Source organism: Streptomyces sp. NBC_01232 (genome assembly GCF_035989885.1).
In the GTDB taxonomy this organism is placed as follows: domain Bacteria; phylum Actinomycetota; class Actinomycetes; order Streptomycetales; family Streptomycetaceae; genus Streptomyces.
Window position 1 is genome coordinate 1,631,825 of record NZ_CP108518.1, and the last position, 19,876, is coordinate 1,651,700.

At 67.3% G+C, this 19,876-nt stretch carries 12 protein-coding genes and 3 rRNA genes; 7 read left to right on the top strand and 8 right to left on the bottom strand.

The window, feature by feature from the left end:
- Positions 1–99 precede the first annotated feature (99 nt).
- From OG444_RS07695 to OG444_RS07715, 5 genes are all read right to left on the bottom strand, one after another.
- On the bottom strand, positions 100–2,595 hold the full coding sequence (locus OG444_RS07695) for a mannose-1-phosphate guanyltransferase (protein WP_327261435.1): 2,496 nt from the start codon (positions 2,593–2,595) through the stop codon (positions 100–102).
- A gap of 100 nt (positions 2,596–2,695) precedes the next feature.
- Positions 2,696–3,286 (bottom strand): CDP-alcohol phosphatidyltransferase family protein, encoded by a 591-nt coding sequence (locus tag OG444_RS07700; protein WP_327261436.1) that lies wholly within the window; start codon positions 3,284–3,286, stop codon positions 2,696–2,698.
- Between the two features lie 139 nt (positions 3,287–3,425).
- Positions 3,426–3,543 (bottom strand): 5S ribosomal RNA (rrf, locus tag OG444_RS07705).
- A gap of 76 nt (positions 3,544–3,619) precedes the next feature.
- A 23S ribosomal RNA gene (locus OG444_RS07710) occupies positions 3,620–6,742 on the bottom strand.
- Positions 6,743–7,024: 282 nt separating this feature from the next.
- Positions 7,025–8,549 (bottom strand): 16S ribosomal RNA (locus OG444_RS07715).
- Together the 16S, 23S and 5S rRNA genes form the textbook arrangement of a ribosomal RNA operon.
- A 740-nt stretch (positions 8,550–9,289) precedes the next feature.
- Between OG444_RS07715 and OG444_RS07720 the strand changes: the two genes are divergently transcribed.
- Both OG444_RS07720 and ptsP read left to right on the top strand, forming a co-directional pair.
- A complete protein-coding gene (locus OG444_RS07720; RefSeq protein WP_327261437.1) occupies positions 9,290–9,739 on the top strand; it encodes a PTS sugar transporter subunit IIA in 450 nt (149 codons plus the stop codon).
- Positions 9,740–9,813: 74 nt separating this feature from the next.
- The gene (ptsP, locus tag OG444_RS07725; protein ID WP_327261438.1) at positions 9,814–11,484 is read left to right on the top strand and encodes a phosphoenolpyruvate--protein phosphotransferase; all 1,671 of its coding nucleotides are present in this window, start codon (positions 9,814–9,816) and stop codon (positions 11,482–11,484) included.
- Positions 11,485–11,562: 78 nt separating this feature from the next.
- Here the strand turns inward: ptsP and OG444_RS07730 are convergent, their stop codons facing one another.
- Complete coding sequence (locus OG444_RS07730; RefSeq protein WP_327261439.1) at positions 11,563–12,504, bottom strand: hypothetical protein; 942 nt, start codon at positions 12,502–12,504, stop codon at positions 11,563–11,565.
- 64 nt (positions 12,505–12,568) lie between these two features.
- Positions 12,569–14,551, bottom strand: a complete 1,983-nt coding sequence (locus OG444_RS07735; RefSeq protein ID WP_327261440.1) for an acetoacetate--CoA ligase — start codon at positions 14,549–14,551, stop codon at positions 12,569–12,571.
- A 221-nt stretch (positions 14,552–14,772) separates the two neighbouring features.
- Here OG444_RS07735 and OG444_RS07740 point away from each other — a divergent pair, with 221 nt between their 5' ends.
- From OG444_RS07740 to OG444_RS07755, 4 genes are all read left to right on the top strand, one after another.
- Positions 14,773–17,127 (top strand): glycoside hydrolase family 31 protein, encoded by a 2,355-nt coding sequence (locus OG444_RS07740; RefSeq protein ID WP_327261441.1) that lies wholly within the window; start codon positions 14,773–14,775, stop codon positions 17,125–17,127.
- 223 nt (positions 17,128–17,350) lie between these two features.
- Positions 17,351–17,821 carry an SRPBCC domain-containing protein gene (locus OG444_RS07745; RefSeq protein ID WP_327261442.1) on the top strand — a complete coding sequence of 157 codons (471 nt, stop codon included), beginning with the start codon at positions 17,351–17,353 and terminating at the stop codon, positions 17,819–17,821.
- Complete coding sequence (locus OG444_RS07750; protein ID WP_327261443.1) at positions 17,818–18,192, top strand: ArsR/SmtB family transcription factor; 375 nt, start codon at positions 17,818–17,820, stop codon at positions 18,190–18,192. Before OG444_RS07745 ends, OG444_RS07750 begins: the two co-directional genes overlap by 4 nt.
- The gene (locus OG444_RS07755; protein WP_327261444.1) at positions 18,185–18,622 is read left to right on the top strand and encodes an SRPBCC family protein; all 438 of its coding nucleotides are present in this window, start codon (positions 18,185–18,187) and stop codon (positions 18,620–18,622) included. Before OG444_RS07750 ends, OG444_RS07755 begins: the two co-directional genes overlap by 8 nt.
- A gap of 32 nt (positions 18,623–18,654) precedes the next feature.
- Here the strand turns inward: OG444_RS07755 and OG444_RS07760 are convergent, their stop codons facing one another.
- Entirely contained in the window at positions 18,655–19,164 is a 510-nt protein-coding gene (locus OG444_RS07760) for an NUDIX domain-containing protein (RefSeq protein ID WP_327261445.1), read from the bottom strand.
- A 29-nt stretch (positions 19,165–19,193) separates the two neighbouring features.
- On the opposite strand from OG444_RS07760, the gene OG444_RS07765 reads away from it, so the two are divergent.
- A complete protein-coding gene (locus tag OG444_RS07765; protein WP_327261446.1) occupies positions 19,194–19,874 on the top strand; it encodes a M15 family metallopeptidase in 681 nt (226 codons plus the stop codon).
- Positions 19,875–19,876 lie beyond the last annotated feature (2 nt).

Genomic DNA, 19,876 nt, shown 5'->3' on the forward strand with positions numbered 1-19,876 from the left:
GCACCGCACACACCCAATGCGTCCATCCGGTGGGCCGGGCAGGCACTCTCCGTGCCCGGCCCACCGGACGTCTGCCCTACGTCATCGCACGTCGGGGGCTCATTGCCCGGCGCCTTCCACCACGGCCGCCCACTCGTCGAGCAGGGCCTGCGCGGTGGCATCGTCGGGGCCCTCGGCCCACAGGTGCGTGACCGCTTCCGCCGGGTCCGGCAGGACCAGTGCCCACCGTCCGTCGGTCTCGACCACCCGCACTCCGTCGGTGGTGTCCACCTGCCGCTCGCCCGCGGCCTCCACGACCCGCCGCATGACGAGCCCCTTCACGGCCCACGGCGTCGAGACGTCCCGCCTGAGCACGTGCGCCCGCGGAATCCGGGCATCGATCTGGCTCAGCGTGAGCTGGGTGCGCGCCACCAGCCCCAGGAGCTGCACGAAGGCCGCCGAACCGTCGAAGACGCTGCTGAACTCCGGAACGATGAAGCCGCCCCGGCCGTCTCCGCCGAAGATGGTGTTCTCCGCGCGCCCGACCCGGGTCAGGTCGTCGGGCGAGGTCGTCGTCCACTCCACCTGCGTGCCGTGGTAGGCCGCCACCTGCTCGGCCACCCTCGTCGTGGTCACCGGCAGCGCCACCTTGCCGCTGCGCTTCTCCGCGGCCACCAGGTCGAGCATCACCAGCAGGGCCCGGTCGTCCTCGATGATCCGCCCGCGTTCGTCCACCAGCGAGATCCGCTCGCCCACCGGGTCGAACCGCACCCCGAAGGCGGCCCTCGCCGAGGCCACCATCTCCCCCAGCCGCACCAGACCGGCCCGCCGGGACTCCCTGGTCTCCGTCGGCCGGGACTCGTCGAGCCCGGGGTTGATCGTCAGCGCGTCCACACCGAGCCGGCCCAGCAAGCTGGGCAGAACGAGACCGGCGCTTCCGTTCGAGGCGTCCACGACCACCTTGAGCCCCGCATCGGCGATGCCGGTGGTGTCCACCCGCCGCAGCAGCGAGCCGGTGTAGGCGTCGAAGACACTGCCCGGGAACTGCAGGTCTCCGATCTCCCCGGGGAACGCCCGCCGGTACTCCTGGCGCGCGTACACCCGGTCCAGCTTGCGCTGTCCCTGGAGCGAGAGGTCCGCTCCCCGCTCGTCGAGGAACATGATGTCCACGGAGTCCGGCACCCCTGGCGAGGTCCGGAGCACGATCCCGCCGGCGCTGCCGCGCGCGGTCTGCTGCCGGGCCACGGGCAGCGGTACGTTCTCCAGGTCCCGTACGTTGATGGCGCTGGCCTGGAGCGCCGAGATCACGGCCCGCTTGAGCGCTCTCGCGCCTCGGGAGTGGTCACGGGCCGTGGTGACGGTCGCCCCCTTCTTCAGGGTCGTGGCGTACGCGCCGGCGAGCCGGACCACCACCTCCGGGGTGATCTCCACGTTCAGGATTCCGGAGACCCCGCGCGCGCCGAACAGATGCGCCTGGCCGCGGGACTCCCAGATCACCGACTCGTTGACGAAGGCGCCGGCCTCGATGGTCTTGAACGGGTAGACCCGCACGTTCCCCTGAACGATCGATTCCTCACCGATGAGGCACTCGTCACCGATGACGGCGCCGTCCTCGATGCGCGCGGCCCGCATGATGTCGGTGTTCTTCCCGATGACACAGCCACGCAGATTGCTGTGGGGGCCGATGTACACGTTGTCGTGGACGACGGCCCGGTGCAGGAAGGCCCCGCTCTTGACTACGACGTTCGACCCGATGACGGTGTGCTCGCGGATCTCGGCACCGGCTTCGACCTTGGCGTAGTCCCCGATGTAGAGCGGCCCGCGCAGCACGGCGTCGGGGCTCACCTCGGCCCCTTCGGCGATCCAGACCCCGGGGGAGATCTCGAAGCCGTCCATCTCGATCTGGACCTTGCCCTCGAGCACGTCGGCCTGCGCCTTGAGGTAGCTCTCGTGCGTGCCGACGTCCTCCCAGTAGCCCTCGGCGACATAGCCGAAGATGGGCTTGCCTTCCTTCATCAGCTGCGGGAAGACATCACCGGACCAGTCGACCGACACGTCCGGGTCCACGTAATCGAAGACCTCGGGCTCCATGACGTAGATGCCCGTGTTGACGGTGTCCGAGAACACCTGCCCCCAGGTCGGCTTCTCCAGGAACCGCTCGACCTTGCCCTGCTCGTCCACGATCGTGATGCCGAATTCCAGCGGGTTGGGCACCCGGGTCAGGCACACCGTGACGAGGGCGCCCTTCTCCTTGTGGAAGCGGATCAGATCGGTGAGGTCGAAGTCGGTGAGCGCATCGCCGGAAATGACGACGAAGGCATCGTCCTTCAAGGCCTCCTCGGCATTCTTCACGCTGCCGGCAGTGCCGAGTGGCTTCTCCTCGTGGGCATAGGTGAGCTCCATTCCGAGCTCTTCGCCATCCCCGAAATAGTTCTTGACGAGTGACGCCAGGAACTGCACGGTGACCACGGTCTCACTGAGCCCATGCCGCTTGAGCAGCCTGAGCACGTGCTCCATGATCGGCCGGTTGGCCACCGGCAGGAGCGGCTTGGGCATGCTCGAAGTCATGGGGCGAAGACGCGTGCCCTCGCCACCGGCCATCACGACGGCCTTCATGTCGGAAGAGTCCTCCTTGAGAGACGACAGTCGTACCGACCTCCGCCCGTCTCGGTCGGTGACTTCGCAACTCCTCCGCGTCATCCGGCGCCGGGCGGGCTCAATCGGCCGTGGAGTCAGCCTTCACCAGACGGCGGACTTGAACCACGTAAAGGATTCCTGCCCACCAATAGAGGGTTGTACCCCATACGGCGAACGCCCATCCGAAAACTGCGGCCAACCAGGCCAACCAGCCGCTTCCGTCACTGAGCAGGAGCAAGGGAAACGCGTACATCAGGTTGAAGGTCGCGGCCTTGCCGAGGAAGTTGACCTGCGGCGGCGGATATCCGTGACGGCGCAGGATCCACACCATGACCAGCAACATCAGCTCGCGCGCCAGCAACGCTCCGGTGAGCCACAGCGGCAGAAGCTCGCGATAAGTCAGACCGAACAGCGTCGACAGGATGTAGAGGCGGTCCGCGGCCGGATCCAGAAGCCGCCCGAGCTTGCTGATCTGATTCCAGCGCCGTGCGAGCTTCCCGTCGAGGTAGTCACTGATCCCGCTGAGCATGAGGACCGCCAGGGCCCAACCGTCGTACTCCGCCAGGATCAGCCACAAGAACAGGGGCACGCCGGCAAGACGAGCCATGCTCAGGATGTTCGGAATGGTGAAAATTCGGTCAGTCTGAACCCGAGTCTCCTGGACCTCCACCCGGGGGCCTCCACTGTGACTGTAGAAATGGTCGTTCGATGCCCCCTGACCCTACAGGAGACCGCACACGTGCCCGTAAACGCAGAAAAGCCCCGCACCGAACCCCTGAGGGCTGGTGCGGGGCTTTCCCGCAATGATTGTTCGGCGGCGTCCTACTCTCCCACAGGGTCCCCCCTGCAGTACCATCGGCGCTGAAAGGCTTAGCTTCCGGGTTCGGAATGTAAACCGGGCGTTTCCCTAACGCTATGACCACCGAAACACTATGAAATTTGAACGCTGGTGTTTTCACAGCTGTTCGTTATTTCAGAACTAACACAGTGGACGCGAGCAACTGAGGACAAGCCCTCGGCCTATTAGTACCAGTCAGCTTCACCCGTTACCGGGCTTCCACATCTGGCCTATCAACCCAGTCGTCTACTGGGAGCCTTACCCTCTCAAGGAGGTGGGAATACTCATCTTGAAGCAGGCTTCCCGCTTAGATGCTTTCAGCGGTTATCCCTCCCGAACGTAGCCAACCAGCCATGCCCTTGGCAGGACAACTGGCACACCAGAGGTTCGTCCGTCCCGGTCCTCTCGTACTAGGGACAGCCCTTCTCAATATTCCTACGCGCACAGCGGATAGGGACCGAACTGTCTCACGACGTTCTAAACCCAGCTCGCGTACCGCTTTAATGGGCGAACAGCCCAACCCTTGGGACCGACTCCAGCCCCAGGATGCGACGAGCCGACATCGAGGTGCCAAACCATCCCGTCGATATGGACTCTTGGGGAAGATCAGCCTGTTATCCCCGGGGTACCTTTTATCCGTTGAGCGACGGCGCTTCCACAAGCCACCGCCGGATCACTAGTCCCGACTTTCGTCCCTGCTCGACCCGTCGGTCTCACAGTCAAGCTCCCTTGTGCACTTACACTCAACACCTGATTGCCAACCAGGCTGAGGGAACCTTTGGGCGCCTCCGTTACCCTTTGGGAGGCAACCGCCCCAGTTAAACTACCCATCAGACACTGTCCCTGATCCGGATCACGGACCGAGGTTAGACATCCAGCACGACCAGAGTGGTATTTCAACGGCGACTCCACAACCACTGGCGTGGCTGCTTCAAAGTCTCCCACCTATCCTACACAAGCCGAACCGAACACCAATATCAAACTGTAGTAAAGGTCCCGGGGTCTTTCCGTCCTGCTGCGCGAAACGAGCATCTTTACTCGTAGTGCAATTTCACCGGGCCTATGGTTGAGACAGTCGAGAAGTCGTTACGCCATTCGTGCAGGTCGGAACTTACCCGACAAGGAATTTCGCTACCTTAGGATGGTTATAGTTACCACCGCCGTTTACTGGCGCTTAAGTTCTCAGCTTCGCAACCCCGAAAGGTCACTAACCGGTCCCCTTAACGTTCCAGCACCGGGCAGGCGTCAGTCCGTATACATCGCCTTACGGCTTCGCACGGACCTGTGTTTTTAGTAAACAGTCGCTTCTCGCTGGTCTCTGCGGCCACCCCCAGCTCACGGAGCAAGTCCGATCACCAGTGATGGCCCCCCTTCTCCCGAAGTTACGGGGGCATTTTGCCGAGTTCCTTAACCATAGTTCACCCGAACGCCTCGGTATTCTCTACCTGACCACCTGAGTCGGTTTAGGGTACGGGCCGCCATGAAACTCGCTAGAGGCTTTTCTCGACAGCATAGGATCATCCACTTCACCACAATCGGCTCGGCATCAGGTCTCAGCCTTAATGAGGGACGGATTTGCCTACCCCTCGGCCTACACCCTTACCCCGGGACTACCACCGCCCGGGCTGGACTACCTTCCTGCGTCACCCCATCGCTTACCTACTACCACCTTGGGTCAGCGGCTCCACCACTTTCCTTTCCCCGAAGGGTCCGGAACGGCTTCACGGCTTTAGCATTAGAGGATTCGATATTGGGCGTTTCAAAGCGGGTACCGGAATATCAACCGGTTGTCCATCGACTACGCCTGTCGGCCTCGCCTTAGGTCCCGACTTACCCTGGGCAGATCAGCTTGACCCAGGAACCCTTAGTCAATCGGCGCACACGTTTCTCACGTGTGTATCGCTACTCATGCCTGCATTCTCACTCGTGAACCGTCCACAACTAGCTTCCGCTGCTGCTTCACCCGGCACACGACGCTCCCCTACCCATCACAGCGGGCGTTGGCCCTATTGCTGCAATGACACGACTTCGGCGGTACGCTTGAGCCCCGCTACATTGTCGGCGCGGAATCACTTGACCAGTGAGCTATTACGCACTCTTTCAAGGGTGGCTGCTTCTAAGCCAACCTCCTGGTTGTCTCTGCGACTCCACATCCTTTCCCACTTAGCGTACGCTTAGGGGCCTTAGTCGATGCTCTGGGCTGTTTCCCTCTCGACCATGGAGCTTATCCCCCACAGTCTCACTGCCGTGCTCTCACTTACCGGCATTCGGAGTTTGGCTAAGGTCAGTAACCCGGTAGGGCCCATCGCCTATCCAGTGCTCTACCTCCGGCAAGAAACACACGACGCTGCACCTAAATGCATTTCGGGGAGAACCAGCTATCACGGAGTTTGATTGGCCTTTCACCCCTAACCACAGGTCATCCCCCAGGTTTTCAACCCTGGTGGGTTCGGTCCTCCACGAAGTCTTACCTCCGCTTCAACCTGCCCATGGCTAGATCACTCCGCTTCGGGTCTAGAGCGTGCAACTCAATCGCCCTATTCGGACTCGCTTTCGCTACGGCTTCCCCACACGGGTTAACCTCGCTACACACCGCTAACTCGCAGGCTCATTCTTCAAAAGGCACGCAGTCACGACTGTATGTGCAAGCACATACAGCGACGCTCCCACGGCTTGTAGGCACACGGTTTCAGGTACTATTTCACTCCGCTCCCGCGGTACTTTTCACCATTCCCTCACGGTACTATCCGCTATCGGTCACCAGGGAATATTTAGGCTTAGCGGGTGGTCCCGCCAGATTCACACGGGATTTCTCGGGCCCCGTGCTACTTGGGAGATTCTTAAGCAAGCCGCTGATGTTTCGTCTACGGGGGTCTTACCCTCTACGCCGGACCTTTCGCATGTCCTTCGACTACATCAACGGTTTCTGACTCGCCGACCGGCCGGCAGACCGGTCAAAAGAATTCCCACAACCCCGCATGCGCAACCCCTGCCGGGTATCACACGCATACGGTTTGGCCTCATCCGGTTTCGCTCGCCACTACTCCCGGAATCACGGTTGTTTTCTCTTCCTGCGGGTACTGAGATGTTTCACTTCCCCGCGTTCCCTCCACACTGCCTATGTGTTCAGCAGTGGGTGACAGCCCATGACGACTGCCGGGTTTCCCCATTCGGACACCCCCGGATCAAAGCTCAGTTGGCAGCTCCCCGGGGCCTATCGCGGCCTCTCACGTCCTTCATCGGTTCCTGGTGCCAAGGCATCCACCGTGCGCCCTTAAAAACTTGGCCACAGATGCTCGCGTCCACTGTGTAGTTCTCAAACAACGACCAGCCACCCATCACCCTGATCCCTTACGGACCAAGTTCACTGGGGCCGGCACTGAAGACATGACCTTACGGCCGTACCTTCAGGACCCAACAACGTGCCAGGCACGATCCCCTCCACTTCACTGTTTTCCACGCCGAAGCAGTACTTACAGAGAGTTTTGGAAACCGTGCCAACTAATCAACGTTCCACCCATGAGCTGACCGTGCAGAACGTTTGTCTGCAATCGGTACTGTGCTCCTTAGAAAGGAGGTGATCCAGCCGCACCTTCCGGTACGGCTACCTTGTTACGACTTCGTCCCAATCGCCAGTCCCACCTTCGACAGCTCCCTCCCTTACGGGTTGGGCCACCGGCTTCGGGTGTTACCGACTTTCGTGACGTGACGGGCGGTGTGTACAAGGCCCGGGAACGTATTCACCGCAGCAATGCTGATCTGCGATTACTAGCAACTCCGACTTCATGGGGTCGAGTTGCAGACCCCAATCCGAACTGAGACCGGCTTTTTGAGATTCGCTCCACCTTGCGGTATCGCAGCTCATTGTACCGGCCATTGTAGCACGTGTGCAGCCCAAGACATAAGGGGCATGATGACTTGACGTCGTCCCCACCTTCCTCCGAGTTGACCCCGGCGGTCTCCTGTGAGTCCCCATCACCCCGAAGGGCATGCTGGCAACACAGGACAAGGGTTGCGCTCGTTGCGGGACTTAACCCAACATCTCACGACACGAGCTGACGACAGCCATGCACCACCTGTATACCGACCACAAGGGGGGCACTATCTCTAATGCTTTCCGGTATATGTCAAGCCTTGGTAAGGTTCTTCGCGTTGCGTCGAATTAAGCCACATGCTCCGCTGCTTGTGCGGGCCCCCGTCAATTCCTTTGAGTTTTAGCCTTGCGGCCGTACTCCCCAGGCGGGGAACTTAATGCGTTAGCTGCGGCACCGACGACGTGGAATGTCGCCAACACCTAGTTCCCAACGTTTACGGCGTGGACTACCAGGGTATCTAATCCTGTTCGCTCCCCACGCTTTCGCTCCTCAGCGTCAGTAATGGCCCAGAGATCCGCCTTCGCCACCGGTGTTCCTCCTGATATCTGCGCATTTCACCGCTACACCAGGAATTCCGATCTCCCCTACCACACTCTAGCTAGCCCGTATCGAATGCAGACCCGAGGTTAAGCCTCGGGCTTTCACATCCGACGTGACAAGCCGCCTACGAGCTCTTTACGCCCAATAATTCCGGACAACGCTTGCGCCCTACGTATTACCGCGGCTGCTGGCACGTAGTTAGCCGGCGCTTCTTCTGCAGGTACCGTCACTTTCGCTTCTTCCCTGCTGAAAGAGGTTTACAACCCGAAGGCCGTCATCCCTCACGCGGCGTCGCTGCATCAGGCTTTCGCCCATTGTGCAATATTCCCCACTGCTGCCTCCCGTAGGAGTCTGGGCCGTGTCTCAGTCCCAGTGTGGCCGGTCGCCCTCTCAGGCCGGCTACCCGTCGTCGCCTTGGTGGGCCATTACCCCACCAACAAGCTGATAGGCCGCGGGCTCATCCTTCACCGCCGGAGCTTTCAACCCCCGCCCATGCAGGCAGGAGTGGTATCCGGTATTAGACCCCGTTTCCAGGGCTTGTCCCAGAGTGAAGGGCAGATTGCCCACGTGTTACTCACCCGTTCGCCACTAATCCACCCCGAAGGGCTTCATCGTTCGACTTGCATGTGTTAAGCACGCCGCCAGCGTTCGTCCTGAGCCAGGATCAAACTCTCCATGAATGTTTACCCGTAATCGGGTGCACACATCACTTAGAGCGGGCACGTCATGTCGGAATAAGACCGACGCGCCACAACGTCCTCGCTGTGTTGTTGCCTGCCAGTGCCCGAAGGCCCGACAGGTCTTTTTCAAAGGAACCTCATCCACCGAAGTGGACGGGGTATCAACTTCTGGCGTTGATTTTTGGCACGCTGTTGAGTTCTCAAGGAACGGACGCTTCCTTTGTACTCACCCCCGCGACATCCGCTGGGGCTTTCCTCCGGGCTTTCGTTCTGTTCTTGCGTTTCCGACTCTATCAGACTCTTTCGTGTCCGACTTCCTCGGTGCTTTCCAGGTATTCGCTTTCGCGTTTTCCCTTTCCGGCGGTTCCGACTCTATCAGTGGTTTTCCGTCTCCCTGACCACTCGACGCATTACCGAAAAGGCATACGAAAAGCAGTGGGATTCAAGATCGACACTTAAGAGGAGGAGTCCCGTCCATCTGCCGTTCGCGAGAAGTTCACACGGGGCGTCCTGGCGGGAGTCACGACAGTACAGCTCTGGGGGTGCCCAAGCAAATCGATTCAGGCGTATGGTCTAGTCCACCGGTCTAGTCCACTAGTCTCCGTGCCAAGGGACCAGCCCGGATCGGGATCCAGCATCGGGCGAACCCGAACATCTTGTGCCATATCCTTCTGAAGAGTACGCCGTTCGCAACAGGTAGTGACGGCGACACGAAGAGCCCCACCCCCTGGGAGGCCCCCATGACCAGCGTGACGTCCCCACTTGCCGGACGCGCCATCGGACTCGCGGCAGTGCCCGATCCGGTGTTCTCCGGCGCCATGGTGGGCCCCGGCACCGCCATTGATCCCGTGCGCGAGCCCTCGGAGGCGGTGTCCCCCGTTGATGGTGTGGTCGTTTCCCTGCACCCGCATGCGTACGTAGTCGTCGACAGCGAGGGCCACGGTGTACTCACGCACCTCGGGATCGACACGGTCCAGCTCAACGGCGAGGGCTTCGAGCTCCTCGTGAACAAGGGCGACACCGTGACCCGCGGCCAGGCCGTCATCCGCTGGAACCCCGCTGCGGTCGAGGTGGCCGGCAAGTCGCCGATCTGCCCCGTCGTGGCGCTCGAGGCGACGGCCGACTCCCTCTCCGACGTCGTCGAATCCGGCGACGTGAAGGCTGACGACGCTCTCTTCAGCTGGCAGTGACGCGTCCGTCCCTACAGGCGAGTCGGATATCCACCGCGGCGGCTCGGCCCGCCGCTCAATCGGAGACGGGTGAAATGGAGACAACGCTGCGAGGCGTCGGCGTGAGCCACGGGGTGGCGATCGGCGAGGTGCGGCACATGGGCACGGCGGTCCTGGAGCCGCCGGCCCGGCAGATCACCGCGGACGAGGCGGCGCGCGAACAGGGGCGCGCCCGTCAGGCCGTGAGTGCCGTGGCTGCCGATCTGATCGCGCGTGGCCAGCTGGCCGGTGGCGAGGCCCAGCACGTGCTCGAGGCCCAGGCGATGATCGCCGAGGACCCCGAGCTGATGGCGGACGTCGACCGGCGGATCGCCGTCGGCAGCACGGCCGAGCGCGGCGTGTACGACGCGTTCGCCTCGTACCGCGATCTGCTCGCGGGAGCCGGCGAGTACATGGCGGGCCGCGTGGCCGACCTGGACGACGTGCGCAACCGCATCGTGGCGCGTCTGCTGGGTGTGCCGATGCCGGGTGTGCCCGACAGCGACGAGCCGTACGTACTCATCGCGCGGGACCTGGCTCCCGCCGACACCGCACTGCTCGACCCGGCGCTCGTCCTCGGATTCGTGACCGAGGAGGGCGGGCCGACCAGTCACAGTGCGATCCTCGCGCGGGCGCTGGGCGTGCCGGCGATCGTGGCGCTGCCGGGTGCCGGTGAGATCGCCGAGGGCACGGTGATCGCGGTGGACGGCAGCACGGGTGACCTGTTCGTCGAGCCGTCGCCGCAGAAGCGGGCCGAGCTGGAGGCCGCGGCCGCCGAGCGCAAGGCGGCTCTGGCCGCCTCGTCCGGTCCCGGTGCGACCTCCGACGGTCACAAGGTGCCGCTGCTGGCCAATGTCGGCGGTCCCGCCGATGTGCCGGCCGCCGTCGAAGCCGGGGCGGAGGGTGTGGGTCTGTTCCGTACCGAGTTCCTGTTCCTGGACGACAGCAAGAAGGCGCCGTCCGAGGAGAAGCAGGTCGAGTCGTACCGCAAGGTGCTCGAAGCCTTCCCCGAGGGCCGCGTGGTCGTGCGGGTGCTCGATGCCGGCGCCGACAAGCCGCTGGACTTCCTGACCCCGGGCGACGAGCCCAACCCGGCGCTGGGTGTGCGCGGGCTGCGCTCGCTGCTGGACCACCCGGAGGTGCTGCGGACGCAGCTCACCGCGCTGGCCAAGGCTGCCGAGGGGCTGCCGGTCTACCTCGAGGTCATGGCCCCGATGGTCGCCGACCGCATCGACGCCAAGGCCTTCGCGGACGCCTGCCGGGAGGCCGGGCTGAAGGCGAAGTTCGGCGCGATGGTGGAGATCCCCTCAGCTGCGCTGCGGGCGCGTTCCATCCTGCAGGAAGTCGAGTTCCTGTCGCTGGGCACGAATGACCTGGCCCAGTACGCCTTCGCCGCCGACCGGCAGGTCGGTGCCGTGTCCCGGCTGCAGGACCCGTGGCAGCCGGCGCTGCTCGACCTCGTCGCCATGTCGGCGGAGGCCGCCAAGGCCGAGGGCAAGAGCTGTGGTGTCTGTGGCGAGGCCGCTGCCGATCCGCTGCTGGCCTGTGTGCTGACCGGTCTGGGTGTCACCTCTCTTTCGATGGGTGCCGCTTCGATTCCTTACGTACGGGCGACGCTCGCCAAGTACACGCTGGCCCAGTGCGAGCGTGCCGCGGCGGCCGCTCGTGCGTCGGACAGCGCCGAGGAGGCCCGTGTGGCCGCGCAGGCGGTGCTGTCCGGCGAGTAGCCGGTGGCCGCATGGCGCGGTGTTCGTACCGAGGGGTCCTCGCCGGTGGCGGGGGCCCCTCGGTGCGTTCCGGACGGGTCAGTGGTGCGGTCCCGGTGCGTCGACCTCGTACCCCGGGCAGTATTCGACGCCCGGTTCGGGGGCGACGGGGTCTCCGGTGTCGGCGTCGGTGCAGTAGGCGTTGAAGACGGCGGCGGCCGAGAGGACGGTGAGCCGGCCGCGGTCCAGGCGCCAGCCGTGGACCCGGTCCCGCCGGCCCTCGGCGGTGGTGCGGACCACCAGTCCCCCGGGGCCGCCGAGGGCGAGTCCCGCGGCGAGGACCGTCACGAAGTCCAGGCCTTCCCGGCCCTCGATGCGCGGCGGGGTTTCCGGGTCGCCGGTGGTGTCGGCGTGCAGGACGGCGACGAGCTGTTGTGCCTCGGTCGGGATGCTGCAGACGAAGTGGTGGTGGCCGGGGCCGGCGCCGGCCACGAGTCGTTTGAGTGCGTCGGCGGCGCGGTCGAAGGAGGCGTGGCCGATGTCCTCGCCGCAGTCCGCGCAGTGGCCGACCTCGGCGAGGAGGCCGGTGGCGTACTCCCATGTGGCCTGGCGGACGGCCTCGTCGACCAGGAGGGGGACCAGCTGGTCGATGGGCTGGCCGGCGTAGGGGAGGGCGGTGCCGTTTCCGGCGAGCTCGGCCGTGAAGCGGGCGCGGGTCAGGGCGGTGTCCGGGTCGAGGCCGTTGTCCCCGCAGTACTCGGCGTACTCCTCGGGATCGAAGAGGGCGACGGTGGTGTGGATGCCCTGGGCCGCGCGGGAGCGGAGCAGGCCGTCCACGTGGTGGAGGTAGTCCTGGTGGTCGTCGAAGGTGAAGCTGCGGTAGCCGCGCATGGCCGCGAAGTCCGCGGCGTCGGCCAGCAGGCCGATGGTGCCGGGGACTTCGCGGCGCAGCGTGCGGCGCCGGTCGCTGGTGCGGGTCCGGTGCGTGCCGGTGTGCGGGCCGGTGTGCGTGCCCACGGTCGTGTCGTTCTTGCGTGGCATGACTTCCCCCTGAGTGGCGCAATCGCTTGCTCACTCAGAGTAATCACCGCCACTGACAGTGAGCTCAGCCGTGGTTGCGGGTGCGGGCCAGCTCCTCGTAGAAGTGGAGGAGGTCGAGGTTGTCGACGGAGCCGGGGTTGACCGCCTTGGCCAGGGGGGCGCCCTGCAGGAGGCGCTTGACCGGCACCTCGATGCGCTTGCCGGTGAGGGTGTGCGGGATGCCCGGGACCTCGATGATCTCGTCGGGGACGTGCCGCGGGGAGAGCTCCTCGCGGATCGTCGCCTTGATGCGGGCCCGCAGGTCGTCGTCGAGGGCCGCGCCGGGCACGAGGTGGACGAACAGCGGCATCCAGTAGCCGCCGTTCGGCTCCTCCAGGCCGATGACCAGGGATTCCTTGATCTCGGGGAGGCGTTCGACGGCCTCGTAGATGTCGGCGGAGCCCATCCGGACGCCCTGGCGGTTGAGCGTGGAGTCGGAGCGGCCGTGGATGATCACCGAGCCGTGGTCGGTGATGGTGATCCAGTCGCCGTGGCGCCAGGCTCCCGGGAACATCTCGAAGTAGCTGTCGCGGTAGCGGCTGCCGTCGGGGTCGTTCCAGAAGTGGATCGGCATGGATGGCATGGGGTTGGTGACGATGAGCTCGCCCACCTCGCCGATGACCGGCTTGCCGGAGGGGTCCCAGGCCTGGAGGTCCGTACCGAGGCACGCGGCCTGGAGTTCGCCGATGTGCACCGGGAGCGTGGGGACGGCGCCCGCGAAGCAGCTGCACACGTCGGTGCCGCCGCTGACGGAGGCGATCCAGAGGTCCTCGGCGACCTCCTCGTGGAGCCAGCGGAAGCCGTCGGGCGGGAGCGGGGAGCCGGTGGTGGCCACGCACTTCACGGCGGAGAGGTCGAAGTCGCGGCCCGGGTGGACCTCGGCCTTGCGGCAGGCCATCACGTAGGCGGCGGAGGTGCCGTAGAGGGTGGCGCCGGTGCGCTCGGCGATGCGCCACTGGGCGCCGGTGTCGGGGTAGCCGGGGCTGCCGTCGTAGAGGACGACGGTCGTACCGGTGAGCAGTCCGGAGATGAGGAAGTTCCACATCATCCAGCCGGTGGAGGTGTACCAGAAGAAGCGGTCCTCGGGGCCGAGGTCGCAGTGCAGGCCGAGCTGCTTGAGGTGCTCGAGGAGGATGCCGCCCTGGGACTGGACGATGGCCTTGGGGAGGCCGGTCGTACCGGAGGAGTACAGCACCCAGAGCGGGTGGTCGAACGGGACCGGTTCGAAGACGGGCTCGGTGTCGGCCGAGGTCAGCGCGGACCAGTCGAGGGCGCCGTCGGGGGCGGGCGTGCCGAGCAGCGGGATGTGGACGACCGCGCGCAGGGAGGGCAGGTCGGCGCGGAGCTCGGCGACGGTGTCGCGGCGGTCGTGCTCCTTGCCGCCGTACCGGTAGCCGTCCACGGTGAACAGGACGACGGGCTCGACCTGCTGGAAGCGGTCGAGGACGCTGCGGGCTCCGAAATCGGGGGCGCAGGAGGTCCAGACGCCGCCGACGGCGGCGGTGGCGAGGAGGGCGACGGCCGCCTCGGTGATGTTGGGGAGGTAGCCGCTGATCCGGTCGCCGGGGCGTACGCCGAGGGCGCGCAGTTCGGCGGCGAGCGACCCGACCTGGCGGCGGAGCTCGGCCCAGGTGACGGGGACGACCTCGTGGGTCTCGTCCACGTACAGCAGGGCGGGGTCGCCGGCCAGGGCCGGGTCCTCGGCGGCGCGCAGCGCGTGCTCGGCGTAGTTCAGGGTGGCTCCGTCGAACCAGCGCGCGCCGGGCATGGAGCGGTCGGCGAGGACCGACTGGTAGGGGGTGGTGAAGCGGACGTCGAACCACTCGGCGACGGCCTGCCAGAAGGTGTCGAGCTCGTCGACGGACCAGCTGTGCAGCGCGGGGTAGCCGCCGTCGGCGGGGGCTCCGTGGTGCTCGGCGGCCCAGGCCTGGAAGGCGGTGATCCGGGCCGCGGCGATCCGGTCGGGGCCCGGCGCCCAGAGGGGTTCCGGCTGCGTGGCTGAGGTCATGGGTCGGCTCCCGGTCAAGTCTGCGGCTCGCGCTTCGTGTGCGTACGGTGCCATCGCGCGGGGGTGTGGGCGCGGCGGCTCACAGGGACCATGCCATGTGATCGTCCGCTGCACCAGGGCTGTCCTGGCGGGTCGGGTGATCGGCGCGGGGGTGCCGCTGCCGGGTGAACGGCAGTTGAACGCCGTCCCCTCGGCCGGGGGCCGGTGGCAGGGTGAGCGGCATGGACGGTCGTGATCTGGTGCGTGCGGTGAAGGACATGGGTTCGGCGCGCGGTCGGCGCGCATGGCGCTCGGCGTGGCGCCATCGGCGCGCGGACGCGGTGGGGCTCCAGCGCCGGGGCGCGGAGCGGGCGCGCGTGCCGGGACTGCTGACCGGTACGGAGGCCCGGGAGGGCGGGGGCGTACTGCGGTTCGCACGGTCGGACCTGCTGGTACGGGTCATGGTGGGCGGTGCCGTGTTCTGGAGCTGGGACGGGGCCGGGCCGACGCCCTCCTACGCGGTGGTGGGCGGCGGGCCGGAGCCGGATCCGCGGGCCGTGCTGGAGCCGGACACCGGGGGCGGCTGGCGGGTGGTGTCGGAGCGGGTGACGGTGGCGGTGTCCCGGCACGGGGCGGTGGAGGTGCGCACGCCCGGCGGGACGGTGCTGCGGCGGGAGGCGCCGCCGCGGTGGTGGGAGCCGGTGGATCCGCGGATGGGCGGGGCGCGGTGGCTGCTGCGCAGCGAGGTGCCGGCGGACGCGCGGTTCTTCGGGCTGGGCGGCCGGGCCGCGGGGCCGCGGCTGCGGGACGGGGCGTACCGGCTGTGGAACACGGATCCGAAGGGGGGCTTCGGGCCGGGGACGGATCCGCTGTACCTGACGATGCCGGTGCAGATGGTGGTCGCGGACGCGGGGACGCATCTGGTGTTCCACGACAACCCGTGGGACGGCCGGGTGGTGCTGCGCGAGGGTGAGGAGGGCGCGGGGTCGGGGGCGGACCGGCCGGGGGCGAGTGAGCTGCGGATGGAGGGCGGTCCGCTGCGGTGCTGGGTGCTGGTGGGGACGCCGGCGCGGGTGCTGCAGGGGTGGTCGGGGCTGACCGGCGCGGCCGCGGTGCCGCCCGAGTGGGCGCTGGGGTACCAGCACGCGCGGTGGGGGTTCGGGAGCGCGGAGGAGGTGCGGCGGGTGGTCGCGGGGTACGCGTCGCACGGGCTCGCGCTCTCGGCCGTACACCTGGACATCGACCACTACGACGGGCACCGGGTGTTCACGGTGGACGAGCAGCGGTTTCCCGATCTGCCGGGGCTGGCGCGGGAGTTGCGGGAGCTCGGGGTGCGGCTCGTGTCGATCGTGGACCCGGCGGTGAAGGCGGGCGACGGGGTGCACACCTCCGGCCTGTCGGTGGGGAGGGGCGGCGCCTTCGTGCGGGACGCGCGGGGCCGGGAGGTGCGCGGTGAGGTGTGGCCCGGTGAGTGCGCGTACCCGGACTTCACGGATCCGGCGGTGCGGGAGTGGTGGGGCGGGCTGTACGAGGAGCGGCTCGCGCAGGGCTTCGCGGGTTTCTGGCACGACATGAACGAGCCGGTGTCCTTTGCGCCGTTCGGGGACAACACGCTGCCCCGGTCGGCGCGGCACGCGATGGACGGGGCGGGTGGCGACCACCGGGAGGGGCACAACGTGTACGCGCTGGGGATGGCGCGGGCGGGGTGGGAGGGACTGGTGCGGCTGCGGCCGGCCGAGCGGCCGTTCCTGTTCTCGCGGTCGGGGTGGGCGGGGATGCAGCGGTACGGAGGCACGTGGTCGGGGGATGTGGAGTCCAGCTGGGAGGGGTTGCGGGCCTCGTTGGCCCTGGTTCTGGGGCTCGGGCTGTGCGGGGTGCCGTATTCGGGGCCGGATGTCGGCGGGTTCGGGGGCTCCCCGTCGCCGGAGTTGTACGTGCGGTGGCTGCAACTGGGGGCCTACCTGCCGCTGTTCCGGACCCATTCGGCGATCTGGGCGGGGCGGCGGGAGCCGTGGGAGTTCGGGCCGGAGGTGGCGGAGCAGGCCGGGGCGGTGATGGCGGAACGGGAGCGGCTGCGGCCGTACTTCGTGACGCTGGCCCATCTGGCGCGGCGTACGGGCGCGCCGTACGTGCGGCCGGTGTGGTGGGGGGCGCCGGAGGATCGGCGGTTGCGGGACTGCGAGGACGCGTTCCTGCTGGGCGATGCGCTGCTGGTGGCGCCGGTGCTGGAGTGCGGGGCGGACCGGCGGGCGGTGCGGCTGCCGCGGGGGCGGTGGTACGACACCGAGACGGGGGCGGCGTACGAGGGGCCGGGCCAGATCCTGCTGGACGCCCCGCAGGGCCGGATCCCGGTGCTGGCGCGGGCGGGGGCCCTGCTGCCGGTGCGGTCCGGCTCCGGCGACGGGGTGGAGCTGGAGGTCTGGGCCCCGGCGCGCGGGCGTACGGGGGGCGGGGTGGTGATCCGGGAGCCGGGGCCCGGCTTCGAGGCGGGCGAGGTGGAGCGGTACACGGTGCGGTGGCTGGGGGACGCGGTGGTCGTGGAGGACGAGGCGGGGAACCCGGTGGAGGGGGTCACCGTACGGGGGTTGCAGGGGTAGGGGGCTGGAAGGGGCTGGGGGCCGGAAGGGGCTGGGGCAGGCTGGAGGGGGCTGGAGGTGCGCGGGAGCTGTGCGGGACCTGGAGGGGGTACGGGCCGTGGGGCGCGCCGCGGCCGCCGGACCGCGGTCGGCCGCCACCCGCTTACGCAACCATCGGTTGCACATTCCTCGGCGGCAGGCTAGCTTGATATGCAACCGAAGGTTGCGAAAGGTGGAAGCGGTCATGGAGTACGGGAGCATCGAGCGCGAGCTGCACATCGAAGCCTCGCCCGAGGTGGTGTTCGAGGTGCTCAGCAGCCCCGAGCACATCCGGGACTGGTGGAGCGCCGAGACCGCGTTCGAGCCGGAGGCCGGCGCCACCGGCACCCTCACCTGGACGGACCCGGACACGGGCCGGCACGAGTCGTCGCCGTTCACGGTCGTGGAGGCCGACCCACCGCGGACGTTCTCGTTCCGCTGGACGTACGACGAGGCGCGGACGGAGGCCGCGGGACCGGGCAACTCCCTGCTGGTGACCTTCGAGCTCGTCCCCGACGAGAAGGGGACCACGGTCCGTTTCCGCGAGAGCGGCTACCGCGAGCGGGGCTGGGAGGCCGCCGTACTGGAAGCCCACTACAACGACCACCGGCAGGGCTGGGACTTCTACCTGCCGCGCCTGGCCGCGAGCGCCGAACGGCTGGCGGCCCCACGATGAGCACCGCCGTGGACGACGACCTCTGGTCCGCGATGGGCGACCCGACCCGGCGCCGCATGATCGACCTCCTGCTGGCCGAGGGCCAGGGGACCGCGACGACCCTCAGTGCGCACCTGCCGGTGACCCGGCAGGCCGTGACCAAACACCTGGCCGTCCTCGACCGGGTCGGGCTCGTCCGGTCCGCGCCGTCCGGGCGGGAGAAGCGTTACCGGGTGGACGAGGCGCAGCTGGCCCGTGCCGTGGCGCAGCTGAACTCCGTCGGAGAGATGTGGGACGCCCGGCTGCGGCGCATCAAGAGCCTCGCCGAGGCGGTCCAGCGAGCCAAGGACGAGCAGACACCGATCGAGGAGCGAGGAGAACGCGATGGTTGACATCCTGCACCGGGTGGGAATCACGGCGAGCCCGGAGAAGGTCTACGAGGCGCTCACCACGGTCGAGGGTCTGGCCGCGTGGTGGACGACCGACACGAGCGGCACCGGCGACGGCGTCCTGGAGTTCCGCTTCGGCGACGTCGGCGGCTTCGACATGAAGGTCCTCGACCTGCAGCCGGACGCACGGGTGCGGTGGGAGGTGACCGACGGACCGGCCGAGTGGATCGGGACGACGGTGGACTTCGAGCTGGCCCGCGAGGGCGAGTGGACGATCCTCCTGTTCACGCACGCGGGCTGGCGCGAGCCGGTCGAGTTCATGAGCCACTGCAGCACCAAGTGGGCGATCTTCCTGATGAGCCTGAAGTCCCTGGTGGAGACCGGTACCGGCGCTCCGCATCCGCGTGACGTGCAGATCAGCAACTGGCACTGACCGGGGACGCATGCCCTGCGGGCCCGCCCGCCTCAGGCGTACTTCCCCGCGAACCAGGACGCCGCCGCCCGGGTGTGGAGGGGGAAGGCCAGGGCCGAGGGGGTCCGCAGGATGTGCCAGCCCGTGGTCTCGTCCGTCGGCTTCGACTCGGGGAGGTCGGCGGCCGGGCGGGGCGGGAGGAGGCCGAAGAGGAGGAGGTGGCCCGCCGGGGAGCTCAGGGCGTCGGCCAGGGTCACCTCCGAGGCCGGGGCGGTGATGCCGGTCTCCTCGAAGAGTTCGCGGACGACCGCGTCGCGCCAGTCCTCGCCGAAGTCGATGAAACCGCCGGGGAGGGCGACGCCGCCGAGGGCCGGTTCGATGGTGCGGGTGATGACCACCAGGCCGGTGCCGTCCGCGTCCTCCACGGGGAGGAGGGTGACGGCCACCGGGAGCGGGTTGCGGTAGGCGGTCGCCCCGCAGGCCGCGCAGGTGCGGGGCCACGTAGGGGTGGAGTACGGCGCTCCGCAGGTGGAGCAGTGCGAGTCCTTCAGGTGTGCCGGCATCCGGCGATGGTATGCCAAGGGGTATGCGGATGACGGCTGTTGCGGGACTGCTCGCGGTGCTGGCCGGCGGGGCTGCGGCGCCGGACGGGTTCGTGGTGCTGCGCGAGGTGGATCCGGGCATCGGGCAGGACATGCGGTACGCCGGTGCGCGGAACTTCACCGGCGGGGTGGTGGACGGGTACGAGGAGCCGGAGTGCCTGCTCGCGCGGCCCGCGGCCGAGGCGCTGCGGCGGGCACAGCGGCGGTTGCTGCGCAGCGGCCGCTCGCTGCGGGTGTACGACTGCTACCGGCCGCAGCGGGCGGTCGACCGGTTCGTGCGGTGGGCGCGGACGCAGGACGGCCCGGGCGACCGCGCGACGAAGGCGGAGTTCTACCCGAACGTGGAGCGGGACCGGCTGATCCCCGACGGGTACATCGCGGAGAGGTCCGGGCACAGCCGCGGGAGCACGCTGGACGTGACCCTGGTGGAACTCACGGGGCGGGAGGCCGACATGGGGACGGCGTTCGACTTCTTCGATCCGCTCTCGCACACCGACGATCCGCGGGTCACGGGCGCCGCCCGCGCCAACCGGCAGTTGCTGAAGCGGGTCCTGGGCGAGCAGGGGTTCGTGAACCTTCCCGAGGAGTGGTGGCATTTCACGTACAGGCCTGAGGCGTATCCCGACACGTATTTCGACTTCCCCGTCGCTGTCGCCTCCGTCCGGCCGTGAGT